The sequence below is a fragment of the Flavobacterium sp. WC2416 genome (assembly GCF_041200095.1).
In the GTDB taxonomy this organism is placed as follows: Bacteria; Bacteroidota; Bacteroidia; order Flavobacteriales; family Flavobacteriaceae; genus Flavobacterium.
In genome coordinates this window covers 1466043-1479642 of record NZ_CP165626.1, presented here as the reverse complement: position 1 = coordinate 1479642, position 13600 = coordinate 1466043, and the positions used below count along the sequence as shown (strand labels likewise).

Annotated in this window: 14 protein-coding genes; 5 read left to right on the top strand and 9 right to left on the bottom strand. The window is 32.9% G+C overall.

Features of this window, described 5'->3' with window-relative positions:
- Position 1 precedes the first annotated feature (1 nt).
- The gene (locus AB3G39_RS06275) at positions 2-685 is read left to right on the top strand and encodes a lysostaphin resistance A-like protein (RefSeq protein ID WP_367754731.1); all 684 of its coding nucleotides are present in this window, start codon (positions 2-4) and stop codon (positions 683-685) included.
- Between the two features lie 89 nt (positions 686-774).
- Entirely contained in the window at positions 775-1491 is a 717-nt protein-coding gene (locus AB3G39_RS06270) for a 3-ketoacyl-ACP reductase (protein ID WP_367754733.1), read from the top strand.
- A 188-nt stretch (positions 1492-1679) separates the two neighbouring features.
- On the opposite strand, the gene mtaB is transcribed toward AB3G39_RS06270, so the two are convergent.
- Positions 1680-3008 (bottom strand): tRNA (N(6)-L-threonylcarbamoyladenosine(37)-C(2))-methylthiotransferase MtaB, encoded by a 1329-nt coding sequence (mtaB, locus tag AB3G39_RS06265; RefSeq protein WP_369752404.1) that lies wholly within the window; start codon positions 3006-3008, stop codon positions 1680-1682.
- A gap of 123 nt (positions 3009-3131) precedes the next feature.
- Between mtaB and AB3G39_RS06260 the strand changes: the two genes are divergently transcribed.
- Entirely contained in the window at positions 3132-3383 is a 252-nt protein-coding gene (locus AB3G39_RS06260) for a hypothetical protein (protein WP_369752405.1), read from the top strand.
- A gap of 422 nt (positions 3384-3805) precedes the next feature.
- On the opposite strand, the gene AB3G39_RS06255 is transcribed toward AB3G39_RS06260, so the two are convergent.
- The 8 genes from AB3G39_RS06255 to AB3G39_RS06220 form a co-directional block, all read right to left on the bottom strand.
- Positions 3806-4603, bottom strand: a complete 798-nt coding sequence (locus AB3G39_RS06255; RefSeq protein ID WP_369769753.1) for a Cof-type HAD-IIB family hydrolase — start codon at positions 4601-4603, stop codon at positions 3806-3808.
- A gap of 88 nt (positions 4604-4691) precedes the next feature.
- Entirely contained in the window at positions 4692-4910 is a 219-nt protein-coding gene (locus tag AB3G39_RS06250; RefSeq protein ID WP_367754741.1) for a DUF2007 domain-containing protein, read from the bottom strand.
- Between the two features lie 74 nt (positions 4911-4984).
- A complete protein-coding gene (locus AB3G39_RS06245) occupies positions 4985-5668 on the bottom strand; it encodes a DEAD/DEAH box helicase (protein ID WP_369769752.1) in 684 nt (227 codons plus the stop codon).
- Between the two features lie 87 nt (positions 5669-5755).
- Complete coding sequence (locus tag AB3G39_RS06240) at positions 5756-6919, bottom strand: sigma-54-dependent transcriptional regulator (RefSeq protein WP_369766248.1); 1164 nt, start codon at positions 6917-6919, stop codon at positions 5756-5758.
- 169 nt (positions 6920-7088) lie between these two features.
- A complete protein-coding gene (locus AB3G39_RS06235; protein WP_369766247.1) occupies positions 7089-8405 on the bottom strand; it encodes an ABC transporter permease in 1317 nt (438 codons plus the stop codon).
- Positions 8406-8436: 31 nt separating this feature from the next.
- Positions 8437-9360 (bottom strand): ABC transporter ATP-binding protein, encoded by a 924-nt coding sequence (locus tag AB3G39_RS06230; RefSeq protein WP_367754749.1) that lies wholly within the window; start codon positions 9358-9360, stop codon positions 8437-8439.
- A gap of 159 nt (positions 9361-9519) precedes the next feature.
- Complete coding sequence (gene dnaJ / locus AB3G39_RS06225; RefSeq protein WP_369769751.1) at positions 9520-10644, bottom strand: molecular chaperone DnaJ; 1125 nt, start codon at positions 10642-10644, stop codon at positions 9520-9522.
- A gap of 45 nt (positions 10645-10689) precedes the next feature.
- Positions 10690-11274, bottom strand: coding sequence for a nucleotide exchange factor GrpE (locus tag AB3G39_RS06220; RefSeq protein WP_369752411.1), 585 nt, complete (start codon positions 11272-11274; stop codon positions 10690-10692).
- A gap of 815 nt (positions 11275-12089) precedes the next feature.
- On the opposite strand from AB3G39_RS06220, the gene AB3G39_RS06215 reads away from it, so the two are divergent.
- Positions 12090-12857: a polysaccharide deacetylase family protein gene (locus tag AB3G39_RS06215; protein ID WP_369769750.1), complete on the top strand. Its 768-nt coding sequence runs from the start codon at positions 12090-12092 to the stop codon at positions 12855-12857.
- Between the two features lies 1 nt (position 12858).
- A complete protein-coding gene (locus AB3G39_RS06210; protein ID WP_367754757.1) occupies positions 12859-13533 on the top strand; it encodes a response regulator transcription factor in 675 nt (224 codons plus the stop codon).
- The last annotated feature ends 67 nt before the right edge of the window (positions 13534-13600 follow it).

Here is a 13600-nt window from a genome sequence, read left to right as displayed (position 1 = left end):
GATGAGCGATAGTACAAAAACAGCCCAAAAATCAACGGTTATTGGTGGAATCGCATTTCTACTTTTCATCTTATTTACGACCACTTTTTTTCTTCCATCCATAAGACAGTTAGGCATTGATTACAAAACTGCCTTCTTCATCTCTAGATTAATAATTTGGATTTGCTTGCTATTAACATTCCTATATGCCATGTATATAGAAAAGCAACCTTTTTTATTATGGAAAGAAAAAGAATACTCTTTTCCCTATTATTTAGCGTCGATAGCGGTAACGATGATCGTTTTAGTCTTTGTTGTATTTGTAGTTTCTATGGTATTAAAAACATTGGATTCGAATCTTGAAAGTAAAAAAATGAACGAAATCATACAGTTTTTCAAGAATAACACGCCATTAATCTGGTTTACATCCATAACTGCAGGAATTACCGAAGAATTACTCTTTCGAGGCTATCTCATCCCTAGATTGGAAATAATAGTAAAAAATACTTTCCTATCAGTCCTTATTTCTAGTATTTTATTTGGACTTTTACATTATAGCTATGGGACTTTAATACAAGTAATAGGACCGTTTTCTATTGGCTTAGTTTTAGCCTTGCATTATCAAAAATACAGGAACATTAAAATCGTAATCATTTGCCATTCCTTATGGGATCTAGCATCATTATTAGTAAATACATCCCATTAACCCTAACTTTAAGTATTTTTTCACATTGCCCATTCATTTAAAAAAACGGAATGGTTTAACTTTGCTCACAACATCTAAAATTGAATGAAATGACTGACTTAAAAAATAAAAATGCACTGATCACTGGTGCCGGAAAAGGAATAGGAAAAGCAATTACTTTGGCCTTAGCTAAGGAAGGCGTAAACGTAATATTACTTGCGAGAACGCAAGAAGAGATTGATAATGTTGCTGCTAAAGCGCGTTCTTTAAGAGTAAAAGCACTTGCCTTAACCGCTGATGTAGCCGATATTGATTCGGTAAATTCTGCCGTTGAAAAAGCTTTGGCCGAATTTGGAACTATTGACATCTTAATTAACAATGCTGGAATTGCAGCTTTTGGTAAATTCTTAGAACTAGAACCTACAGCTTGGGAACGCATCATTCAAGTCAACTTAATGGGAACCTACTATATGACTCGTGCTGTTTTACCTAATATGATCGAAAGACAAACGGGTGACATCATCAACATTTCATCGACTGCAGGATTAGCAGGAAACGCATTAACGAGTGCGTATAGCGCTTCTAAATTTGCTGTTTTGGGACTTACTGATTCTTTAATGCAGGAAGTTCGTAAGCACAATATTCGCGTAACCGCATTAATTCCAAGCACGGTTGCTACTGATATGGCCAAAGATTTAAAACTAACGGACGGAAATCCTGAAAAAGTAATGCAAGCCGAAGATATGGCTGAATTAATTATCGCCCAGTTAAAATTAAACCGACGCGTTTTCATTAAGAATAGTAGCATTTGGTCTACGAATCCTTAAAATTAGACGAAAGTCAAATGTTTTAAAATCGAAAGACTAATTAGTACTAAAAAACCATTAAGAGATTAAGTTTATTAAGCGCAACACCTAATAAACTTAATCTCTTAATGGTTAAAAAAACTTATATCACTTTAATATTTAATCTTAGGATTGAAGAGTAAAAAACTAAATCTCTTAATGGTTAAAAATTAAACTTCTACTTCAATAAACTCCATTCGCACTGAACCATCCTCATCAATATGAGTCAAATTGATATTGTGTAATGTATTCACCAATTCTGGATTCCAAGGTGTTTTTACTTTTACGTAATTCTCTGTAAAACCGTGGATATACCCTTCTTTATTTTCACTTTCGAATAAAACGGTTCTATTACTTCCTAGCTGACTTTCATAAAAAGCACGACGTTTCTTTACGGATAAACCACGTAACATTTTACTTCTTTTAGAACGTACATTGGCAGCAACAACTCCAGGCATATCGGCAGCTTCTGTATTATCGCGTTCTGAATACGTAAAAACATGCAAATAAGAAATATCCATCTCATTTAAGAAATGATAGGTTTCTAAGAATTGTTCATCGGTTTCTCCGGGAAAACCAACAATTACATCTACACCTATACAAGCGTGTGGCATCACTTCTCTAATCTTATTCACTCGCTCTGTGTACACTTCGCGTTGGTAACGGCGTTTCATCAGTTTTAAAATTTCATTACTTCCTGATTGTAATGGAATATGAAAATGAGGCACAAAAGTTCTGCTTTTAGAAACAAACTCAATCGTTTCATTTTTCAACAAATTAGGTTCAATGGATGAAATTCGTAATCTTTCGATTCCTTCCACTTCATCTAATGCTTGCACTAATTCTAAAAAAGTATGTTCGTGTTTTTTATTACCAAACTCTCCTTTACCGTAATCTCCAATATTTACACCCGTAAGAACAATTTCTTTTATATTTTGTTTTGAAATTTCGTAGGCATTTTTCAATACATTCTCCAGTTCATCAGATCGAGAAATTCCTCTAGCAAGCGGAATCGTACAATACGTACATTTATAATCACAACCATCTTGTACTTTCAAGAAAGCACGTGTTCTATCTCCTATGGAATAACTTCCTACATAGAAATCGGCTTCCGATATCTCGCATGAATGTACCTCGCCCATATCATTTTTGGACAAGTCATTAATATAATCGGTGATTTTAAATTTTTCTGTAGCTCCCAGAACGAGATCTACTCCATCAACAGCCGCTAATTCTTCGGGCTTCAATTGGGCGTAACACCCTACAGCTGCTACAAATGCTTTGTCATTCAACTTCATCGCTTTTTTAACGACTTGCTTGAATTGTTTGTCCGCATTTTCAGTTACTGAACAGGTATTAATTACATACATATCAGCCACTTCTTCAAAATCGACGCGGTCAAAACCTTCATCTTGAAAACTCCTTGCTATTGTTGATGTTTCTGAAAAGTTTAGTTTACATCCCAGCGTATAAAAGGCAACCTTTTTTCTGTTTTCCATAAGTAAACTCAATTTAATGAAATCGTTGTCAAAAAAATTGAGTGTGCAAATTTACATATAAATTGCAAGAATTAAAATTGGATTATCATTATATTTGTAAATAGATTCTAAACAAAAAAAATCATGCAACCTACTAATTTACAAAAAGATAAACTGGAGTTAATTGATAAAATTATCCATACAGAAGATCAAAGCACTTTGGACTTTTTAAAAAATGTCTTAAATGACGAACCATTGGAATACGAATTGACCCATGAACAAAAATTAATTTTAGATGAATCTACAGCAAAATATTATTCTGGGGAAGAACCTTCTTTCACGTGGGAAGAAATAAAAAATAATGCTAGAAAAAACTTTCATGAAAAGAAATCTTAAATTTTCTTTTCGAGCTAATGTAGACACCATTGTTGCTTATGAATTTTATGAATCTAAACGTAAAAATCTAGGCGAACGATTTCTAAACGATTAGAAGAATGCTATAAAGCGATCGTTTTAAACCACACAACTTATAAAGTTGTTTACAAAATATACCATCAAGCAGTCGTGAAAAAATATCCTTTTGTTGTTTTGTATAGTGTTGACGAGAAAGATATTATTATTACCGCTATTTTCAACACTAGTAGAAACCCAAAGAAAAAACTTAGATAGAAATCTATAAGTTCTATGTTCTTTAGACAGATAAACACATTACTTACAAAGTTACTGCACACAAAAAAACCATTAAGAAATTAAGCTAATTAAGACTTACTCTTAACTTTCCTTAATTTCTTAATGGTTCAATTAAACTCTAAAAGATTCTAAGCCAATATAAATCGTCTTACCACCTCAGCAACGCCGTGGTTATTATTTGAAGCCACAATAACATCCGCTTTGTCTCTCAATTCAGGATCCACATTATCGACCCAAACACCTAATCCTGCATATTCAATCATGGTCAAATCATTCCCTGCATTACCTACAGCTATAATTTCCGCCTGAAGAATCCCCAATTTGTCGGCTAAAAATTTGATACTTGCGCCTTTATCTATTCCGTTTTGAGCTACTTCTAAAAAGAAAGGTTTTGACATACACACACTCAGGTGTGGCATTGCTGCTTTTAAATCTTTCTCCACTTCTTTAAGATAACAGGGTTCTTCTAATAAAATACATTTTATAGCTGAAGACTGTACTTCTGCTTTAAAACTTACTACTTTATTGTGTTCTAAACCGGTGATATTTTTTTCGATTTCAATGTATTCAGAATCTGTTTCACTCACGATTTTCCCGTCAACATAAGTAATTATATGCGTTTTGCTTTTTACACTATATTCATATAACTCATGAATTTGTTTTTGAGTTAACGTTTGCTCAAAAATAATTTTACCTTCTTTTAAATCAGAAATTACGGCTCCATTATAAGAAATCATATACGAATTATGTAAGTTCAATTCTTTTGCATAAGCCGTCATTGCGGGCGTAGGTCTTCCCGAAGCCAAAACTACATGAACACCAAGTTCTAGGGCTTTAGCTAGCATTTCCTTATTTTCAATCGAAACTTCATGATCATCATTCAACAAGGTATCATCCATGTCTAAAACCAACATTTTATATTTCATCCCCTTTATATTATTTTAATTTACAAAAAAGAAAACCTTGAGGGTATTTTAAGCATCAAGGAATTAATTTTATAAAACTATTATTGTATTAAATACTTAATCTAAATTCTTCAATAATTGGATTCACCTTAGCAAATTCAGTTTCTTGAACGAATAATTCTACAGCTTGACCATAACTTCCAAAACCTGCCAATCTTGCCGATTGAATATTGTCTTTCTTTACTACATCAACTCCTATTTCTTCAATTTTTTCTTTTAAAGCTAAAGCCAAAATCTCACTTCCCGAAAACACTTTCATTAGTCCCATTATAAATTTTGTTTTATTGTTTAAACCGCAACGTTTTCAGTGCATAAAAATTGAAAACATTGAAAGTCTTTTATTTAATTATTCCCATTTTCTTCATCCCCTTCTTGCTCCTCGAAATCTTCTACTTCCTCATTCTCTTCTTCGAAATCTTCAAAATCAAATTCAAAAGGTTCTACAAGCATTTTATCAGCAAGACTTTCAATTCGATCTGTCATTTGTTCCGTAAAAATGATGCGTTGTGTTTTTATGATGCTATTTGAAATACGCATGATTTTTGTTTCATGACGTAATTTCAAAATAGGATCTGCATCATCAAGAATAAACATTTTTAAACGGTTTACATTAAATCCTGCAGTGGTAAACATTTCACTCAACTTATTAGGTGTACCAATCAACACATCTACTCCACCAGAAATATAATTTTTGTCATATTCCATATCCCCCTTGTCATGCACTCCGTAAACACTGATATCAGTGTGTTTACCATATTTCTCAAAAAGTGCTTCCATGGCCAATACCTTGGCTTTGTCCTCAACAATGATCAAAGCACGTGGAGATTGCTCTCCTTCTTTAACTAATTGCTGGATCACATTGATTACAATAGTAGTCGTTTTACCACTTCCTGCTGGTGCCAAAATAAGGCAATCAGCACCACTTTTTAAAGTTGAAAAAGTTTCTTGTTGCATTGCATTGGCTTCTGTTAAGCCATTTGCAATTAAAGATTCTTTTAAGCCTTCGTTAATTTTTTTTAATTTCATTTATTTTATATTGAAAGATTTAAGAATTGAAAAATTAAAAGAATTTCCCTCCTAATTTTTAAATCTTTAAATCTTTAAATTATTCAATTATTTTGAAGCAAACAACTTCACATCACTCTCGGAAATTTCGTTTCCTCCAAGAATTATTAAACGCTCCACTACATTTCGTAATTCACGTATATTTCCAGTCCAATCGTATTCCTGCAATAATTTGATTGCATCTTTAGAAAAATGTTTTAATGCATTTCCTTGCTCAGAAGCAATTTTGTCAGCAAAATGAGAAATCAACATTGGAATATCGTCACGTCTGTCATTCAACGATGGTACTTTTATTAATATTACTGCTAAACGGTGGTATAAATCTTCACGGAAACGACCTTCGGCAATTTCGACTTTTAAATCTTTATTAGTTGCTGCCACAACGCGAACATTGACTTTGATATCTTTATCAGCGCCTACTCTAGTAATCATACTTTCTTGTAAAGCACGCAATACTTTGGCTTGAGCCGAAAGACTCATGTCTCCAATTTCATCCAAGAAAATAGTTCCTTTATCGGCCGCTTCAAATTTTCCTGCGCGGTCTTTTACAGCCGAGGTAAAAGCACCTTTTACATGACCAAAAAGCTCGCTTTCTATCAGTTCAGATGGGATTGCGGCACAGTTTACTTCGATTAAAGGAAAATCAGCTCTCTCACTTTTTTCATGCAATTGATGCGCCACTAGTTCCTTACCAGTTCCATTTGGTCCTGTAATTAAAACACGAGCTTCCGTTTGAGCAACTTTGTCAATCATCACTTTAATGTGATTGATGGCCTCACTATCCCCAATCATTTCGTAGTTCTTGCTGACTTTTTTCTTTAGAATCTTATTTTCAACTACCAGTTGTTTTTTGTCTAATGCGTTTCGAACGGTATTTAATAAACGGTTCAAATCAGGTGGTTTTGATATATAATCAAAAGCGCCCAAACGCATGGTATTGATTGCCGTTTCCATATCGCCATGACCAGAGATCATCACCATTGGGATTTCGGGTTTTATTTTTTTTACGGCTTCGAGTAACTCCACACCATCCATTTTCGGCATTTTGATATCACACAAAACCAAATCGTAATCGTTGTTTTTTATTTTTTCAAAACCTATCGCACCATCTTCGGCATCTTCTACTTCATAGGTATCGTTCTCTTCGGAAAGTATTTTTGTTAGTACTCTTCGAATAGCTGCTTCGTCTTCTATAATTAGTATTTTAGGCATGTTTTTTTATTATTTTACCGCAAAGTTCGCAAAGTTTTTTTGCAAAGTTCACAAATTAATTATAATCTATTTCAATAACCCTGATTGCAGTGAAAATCCTTTTTTAATTCGCTTCTTTAGCGAATTAAAAAAGATTGAAACGAAAAGCAGGAAATAGTTCCAAATTATTTTAATAGTTAAGCCATTTGTACAACTCTTTCCAAGTTGGTTTTTTACCGTACATCAATATTCCAACTCTATAAATCTTAGCAGCAAACCAAACTACTCCAAAGAAAGTGGCGAATAATAGTGTTACGGATATGGCAATTTGCCACAAAGGTACGCCAAACGGGATTCGCATCAACATAACAATAGGCGATGTGAGCGGAATCATGGAGAAAACGACCGCAATAGTTCCGTGCGGATCATGTATTACACTAAAAAATCCAACATAAACACTCAACATCAACGGCATGATGATAGGCAGTAAAAACTGTTGTGAATCGGTTTGATTATCCACTGCCGCACCGATTGCTGCGTAAAATGAACTGTATAGAAAATAACCACCTATGAAATAAACCACAAAACCCAGCAAAATATTAGCAATGGGTAAGTTCCACAATTCTTTGATATACATTTGGGCTGTACCAGCAAATTCTTGTTGTGCTTGTTGCATTAATTCAGGTGGGACTTTAGCTGTTGGCCCCACATTTACCCCAAAAAACAATGAAGCGGCAAACATTAATGATAGTCCAATTACGGCCCAAATTACGAACTGCAATATTCCTGCTAATGAAGTTCCTATGATTTTACCAATCATTAATTGGAATGGTTTAACTGAGGAAATAATGATTTCTATGATACGATTTGTTTTTTCTTCGATTACAGAACGCATCACCATATTTCCATAAATTATGATGAACATCATTATTAAATAACCAAAACCGCCACCAATAGCAATTTTAATTTCATTTAATCCTTTTACACTTTCTTCCCCAGAAGCTTTGGCCAGACTAATATTTACTACCGATTGTGCCTTTTTAATAGCTAAGGTATCAAGGTGTGCGTTCTCTAAATTTATTTTGGTGATTTTATTGCCTATGACATCTTGCACATTTTCAATAAAAGAAATACTGGGACTACTGTTCGATATGAATTGGATTTTACTTTCAAAATCGGTAATATTTGTTGATTTCGGAATGATTAACAGTCCTTCATAACTTTCGTTAGTGATGCTGTCTTTCAGAAATTTCGAATCGATTACCGATAAATCGAGGTATTTATATTCGCCCTTTTTACTGTTTTGTGCTGTAAAGTCTTTTACAAACAAACCGGATTCGTCGTGAATGGCGATTCGTTTTGTGTCTGCTTTCATCGAACTTAAATAACCTACAAAAGCGGCTATTCCAACAAAAAGTAACGGACTTAAAAAGGTCATTACGATAAAAGATTTATTACGCACTTTGGCAATAAACTCTCTTTTTATGATTAATGAAATGATGCTCATTTTAATTTAGAATTTAGGATTTACCAAAAAATTATTTTTCGCTAACGGATTGAATAAAAATATCATTTACACTTGGTATTTTTTCCACAAAATGAGTGACTTGTCCACGTTGCGTCAATACGTTCAATAGTTCATTTGGCAAGGCTTTCCCTAATTGAATTTCTAGCTTTAGTTCCTTATTTAAGGATTTGAAATTAGCAGGCCCCACAGTGAATTTTTGTGTAATATCATACATCAAACCTTCTACATTATCAGATAAAATCCCCACTTCATAGCTATTCGTTTTGAACTGTCTTTTTACATCACTCAGTTTCCCTTCTAATAATTTGTTTGACTTGTGGATTAAAGCGATATCATCACACAGTTCCTCAACACTTTCCATGCGGTGTGTCGAAAAAATGATAGTGGCACCCTCTTCTCTTAAAGCCAGGATCTCTTCTTTTATAACATTGGCATTTACTGGATCAAAACCAGAGAAAGGCTCATCAAAAATCAATAATTTTGGCTTGTGCAAAACACAAACTACAAACTGAATTTTTTGTGCCATTCCTTTAGAAAGCTCTTGGATTTTTTTGTTCCACCAACCTTGAATTCCTAGTCTATCAAACCAATAATCCAATTGTTTTTTGGCTTCGGCTTTTGAAAGTCCTTTCATTTGAGCCAAATACAAACATTGTTCTCCCACTTTCATACTGGTGTACAATCCTCTTTCTTCAGGAAGGTATCCAATATATTGAACGTGTTTGGGTTGTAGTTTTTCACCATCAAGAATGATTTCACCACGATCTGGAAATGTAATTTGATTTATGATTCGGATTAAAGATGTTTTTCCGGCACCGTTAGGACCTAATAGTCCATAAATACTGCCCTTAGGAACCGATAATGAAACTTCATTAAGCGCTACATAATCACCGTATTGCTTAACTACTTTATTAACTTCAAGTAAAATACTCATGCTGAATTTTGAATTTATTTCATCCGTTTAGCTCGTTATAGCCTAACGCGTGTAAAAGTAAATAATTAGTAGCAAAATAGGCCCAAATGTTACATAAAAAAACCCATCCTTATTTGAACAAGGATGGGAAATATATTTAATTTTTAACCTTTATAAAAATTAAGAAAACATATCTTTTACTTTCTCGAAAAATGATTTATCTGATTTTTCAGGATTTGGAACAAAGTTTTCATCATCAATGTTTTTTTCAAAAAATTGTTTTTGCTCTTTGTTTAATGTTTTTGGAGTCCAAACGTTTACATGAACTAGTAAATCACCACTTCCGTATCCATTAATACTAGGAATTCCTTTTCCTTTGAGTCTAAGGATTTTTCCTGATTGAATTCCTTCTTCCAGTTTGATTCTAACTTTACCATTGATTGCTTCGATATCTTTAGAGATTCCAAGAACCGCCTCGGCAAAACTGATGTATAAATCATAATGCAAATTCTCTCCTTCACGTTTCAAGAATTCATGTTCTAGCTCTTCGATAGCAACAATTAAATCACCTGGAACACTGTTCCCTGGGGCATCGTTTCCTTTATTAGAAACTTTCAGTTGCATTCCGTCAACTACACCAGCAGGTATTTTTATAGATACTGTTTCATCTTCAAGAATCATCCCTTGAGCATCCGCTTCAGATGGTTTTTTGTCTAAAATTTGACCAGAACCACCACAAGTTGGACAGGTTGAAGCTGATTGCATTCTACCCAAAATTGTATTGGTTACACGCATTACTTGCCCTTGACCATTACAAGTAGAACAGGTTTTATACGATACGCCAGGCGCTTGAACCTTGCGTTTTACTTTTACTTTTTTCTCTACACCATTGGCAACTTCTTCCAAAGTTAATTTTACTTTGATACGAAGATTGCTTCCTTTAGTTCTACGTTGACCTCCGCCACCGCCACCAAATCCGCCACCACCACCAAAGGCGCTACCGAAAATATCTCCAAATTGACTGAAGATGTCATCCATATTCATTCCGCCATGATGACCACCGCCACCAAAACCGCCTGAACCATCAAAAGCTTGATGACCGTATTGGTCGTATTTCGCTTTTTTATTCTGATCACTTAAAATTTCGTAAGCTTCAGCAGCTTCCTTAAATTTATCTTCTGCCGATTTGTCTCCAGGGTTTTTGTCAGGATGAAACTCTAAGGCTTTTTTTCTGTAAGCTTTCTTTATTGCTGCAGAATCTGCACTTTTTGAAATGCCTAATATCTCGTAAAAATCTTTTTTCATTTTTTTGTTTTTGAATGGTATAGAAGCAAAAAATTATTTCCTCTATTATTGCCCTATTACAACTTTTGGAAAACGAATAATCTTATCTCCCAATTTATATCCTTTTTCAAGAACATCAACAATTTTACCTTTCATCTTATCAGAAGGAGCAGGAATTTGAGTAATTGCTTCGGCAAAATCAGCATCAAATGCATCTCCTGCTTTTACATCTATTTGTTCCAATCCTTTAGCTACTAAAGTATTTTTAAGTTTTTCATGAATAAGCTCAACGCCTTTCATTAATACCTCATCCTCAGATTTAGCAATTTCAACAACTGCTCTGTCAAAATCATCTAAAACAGGAAGCATCGCCAATAAAACTTCTTGGTTTGCCGTTTTAAACAATTCGATACGCTCTTTAGTCGTTCTACGTTTGTAATTTTCAAATTCAGCAAACAACCTTAAATACTTATCTTTTTCTTTAGCTAAGTCTTGCGTTAATTGCTCCTCAACACTTAATTCTTCAGCAATTACTTGCTCTTCATTAGTATTCGTATTATTATCTGTAGTTACATCCTCTATGTTTTGATCGATTTCTGTATTATCAGTAGCCATATTACTAGTATTTTTAAAAATATTCTTAAACTTCATTTTTTTCACTTTTCTTTGAATTGCAAAAGTACTGCCAAATCTTATAAAATGTCAAATTGTCATTGTTTAATTTAACTAAATTTATTTTCATAAAATATTTCGTTCATTTACTTTTCAACCATAATTAAAATTTTAATATAATTTTAAGACTATTACGTTTTAGTTTCTATAAGTTTGTTACTGGTTCTGATCTAAAAATTTAAGGTTAGTTTCTGTATAATTATTAATTCGTGATTACCTTATATTAAAAAAAGCTTTGTTTACTAAAACAAAGCTTTTTTTTATGCCATTTTTAAAATAACCTAAAAAGAAAAATAAAGGATATTTAAATCAAAATTTACATTAAAGTAATTCTTAAAATCGCAATTTTAAAAAACACCTCTTTCCTGTTTCATAAAATACAGCCCTATGAAGTAAGAATGTTGTCTTAAAAACAGAAAATTACAATCTTCATTTATTCTTCATTTAAGGAATATAATTTTGACTTATAAAATAACCATGAAAAATTGAAGGAAAATTTCAGCATCAATGACGCTTCTAGAATTAAAGTCAAAAAATAGTGTTATCACTTATGAAATAGGGATTATTTGTAACGGAATATTTTACGATACTTTTTTCTTGACAAAATGGTGATTTTATAAAAATTACAGAAAAAGATTAGGTTATTTATATTTTAAAGTTGTTAGTAATAAAAGTCAGTAAAGCAGTTTGCTGGCTTTTTTTTAACTTTAAATAACAATTAAATAGTGTCATATATAAATAAATAGAGAGACCAAAAAGATTTATATTTGATTTGATTCTCAAAAAAATAATTAATGAAACTAACTTTATTAAAATCATTCCTAATTGCGTCTTTTTTAATTCTGATATCTTGTCAAGATAAAAAACAACCCCCTTACAAAGCTGGCGTAGTTATTTCTTTTGATGACGCCTATGTTGATGAATGGTACGAAGCTGATAAAGTACTAAAAAAATACGATTGGAAAGCTACATTTTGTGTTTGCAGAATAGACTCCATTGGTAAACCTCAAATGCAAAAACTGCATCAATTACAAGGTGAAGGACATGAAATTGCAGGTCATGGATACCACCATTATAATGCAGTGAAATTTGTAGCCAAAAACGGAATTGATAAATACATCAAACAAGAAATTGATCCAATGATGGTTTCAATGAAGAAAAATGGTTTTAACGTTTCTTCATTTGCCTATCCTTATGGGGAGCGGTCGGCTGCACTCGATACAGCATTAGCACCAAAATTTAAAATAATCAGAGGAAGAGATTTTGAAAATAAAAAACCGGAGAAAGAAGGCTGCTATTTTAGAAACTCCAAATACCTCTATGCTTTTGATATTGACAACAGTCACATCCATTTTAGCATTCCTTATTTATTGGAGTTATTAGATGATGCTAAAAAACAAAATAAAATTTTGATTTTATGCAGTCATAAACCCGTCAAAAACATAACGGGAAATTATCAAACAAAAATTGAAACTTTGGAGTTTTTATGTAAATACATGAAATTGAATAATCTGAAATTTTATACGTTATCTGACTTGGATAAATTAAAGCAAAACAACTAATATGAACTTACTTATAGTTGAAGACAATAAAGAATTGGCAATTGAACTAAAAGAATTTCTTTCTAGTTCAGGCTATATTTGCAAAATTTCAAATACTTGTGAAGACGCACTTGATGAAGCTAGTAGTAACAATTATGACATCATGATATTAGATTTAGGGTTGCCTGATGGTAGTGGTTTTGATGTTTTAAAATCGGTACGAAAAAACCAATTGAAAATGGCGGTAATTGTCGTTACCGCACGTGGAGAGTTGGAAGATAAAATCAACGGATTACAACTTGGCGCCGATGATTATTTGACCAAACCATTTGCTCTTACTGAACTGCAAGCACGACTTTTTGCCATTGTTAGGCGTTTAGGAGGTTTTGCTCAAAACGAACTCGAATTGTATGGGTTTAAGCTACAATTGCAAGATTACAAAGTAAGTTATAATGGATTACCTATAAAATTGACCAAAAAGGAATTTGATATTTTTCAATATTTAGTTTTAAATAAAAACCGAGTAATTACTCGTATGCAACTCATTGAACACGTTTGGGGTGACATTCTAGAAGTAACTTCCGACAGTAATTTTATTGATGTACATGTTAGAAATCTTCGAAAAAAACTTGATAAACATGCCTCTTTAGAATGGTTTGAAACGGTTAGAAATGTTGGTTATAGAATAAATATTTAGTAGTATAATTCATAATAACAAGATGTATACGTCAGTAAGACTAGTAAGTAAAAGCAACAATAGATGA

What these genes read in the sequence shown, in the direction of transcription:
- AB3G39_RS06220 (WP_369752411.1), bottom strand. Translation starts at nt 11,274, where the DNA reads ATGAAGTTTAAGAATATTTTTAAAAATACTAGTAATATGGCTACTGAT.
- AB3G39_RS06210 (WP_367754757.1), top strand. Translation starts at nt 12,859, where the DNA reads ATGAACTTACTTATAGTTGAAGACAATAAAGAATTGGCAATTGAACTA.
- AB3G39_RS06230 (WP_367754749.1), bottom strand. Translation starts at nt 9,360, where the DNA reads ATGAGTATTTTACTTGAAGTTAATAAAGTAGTTAAGCAATACGGTGAT.
- AB3G39_RS06250 (WP_367754741.1), bottom strand. Translation starts at nt 4,910, where the DNA reads ATGGGACTAATGAAAGTGTTTTCGGGAAGTGAGATTTTGGCTTTAGCT.
- AB3G39_RS06255 (WP_369769753.1), bottom strand. Translation starts at nt 4,603, where the DNA reads ATGAAATATAAAATGTTGGTTTTAGACATGGATGATACCTTGTTGAAT.
- AB3G39_RS06275 (WP_367754731.1), top strand. Translation starts at nt 2, where the DNA reads ATGAGCGATAGTACAAAAACAGCCCAAAAATCAACGGTTATTGGTGGA.
- AB3G39_RS06235 (WP_369766247.1), bottom strand. Translation starts at nt 8,405, where the DNA reads ATGAGCATCATTTCATTAATCATAAAAAGAGAGTTTATTGCCAAAGTG.
- AB3G39_RS06215 (WP_369769750.1), top strand. Translation starts at nt 12,090, where the DNA reads ATGAAACTAACTTTATTAAAATCATTCCTAATTGCGTCTTTTTTAATT.
- AB3G39_RS06240 (WP_369766248.1), bottom strand. Translation starts at nt 6,919, where the DNA reads ATGCCTAAAATACTAATTATAGAAGACGAAGCAGCTATTCGAAGAGTA.
- mtaB (WP_369752404.1), bottom strand. Translation starts at nt 3,008, where the DNA reads ATGGAAAACAGAAAAAAGGTTGCCTTTTATACGCTGGGATGTAAACTA.
- AB3G39_RS06270 (WP_367754733.1), top strand. Translation starts at nt 775, where the DNA reads ATGACTGACTTAAAAAATAAAAATGCACTGATCACTGGTGCCGGAAAA.
- AB3G39_RS06245 (WP_369769752.1), bottom strand. Translation starts at nt 5,668, where the DNA reads ATGAAATTAAAAAAAATTAACGAAGGCTTAAAAGAATCTTTAATTGCA.
- dnaJ (WP_369769751.1), bottom strand. Translation starts at nt 10,644, where the DNA reads ATGAAAAAAGATTTTTACGAGATATTAGGCATTTCAAAAAGTGCAGAT.
- AB3G39_RS06260 (WP_369752405.1), top strand. Translation starts at nt 3,132, where the DNA reads ATGCAACCTACTAATTTACAAAAAGATAAACTGGAGTTAATTGATAAA.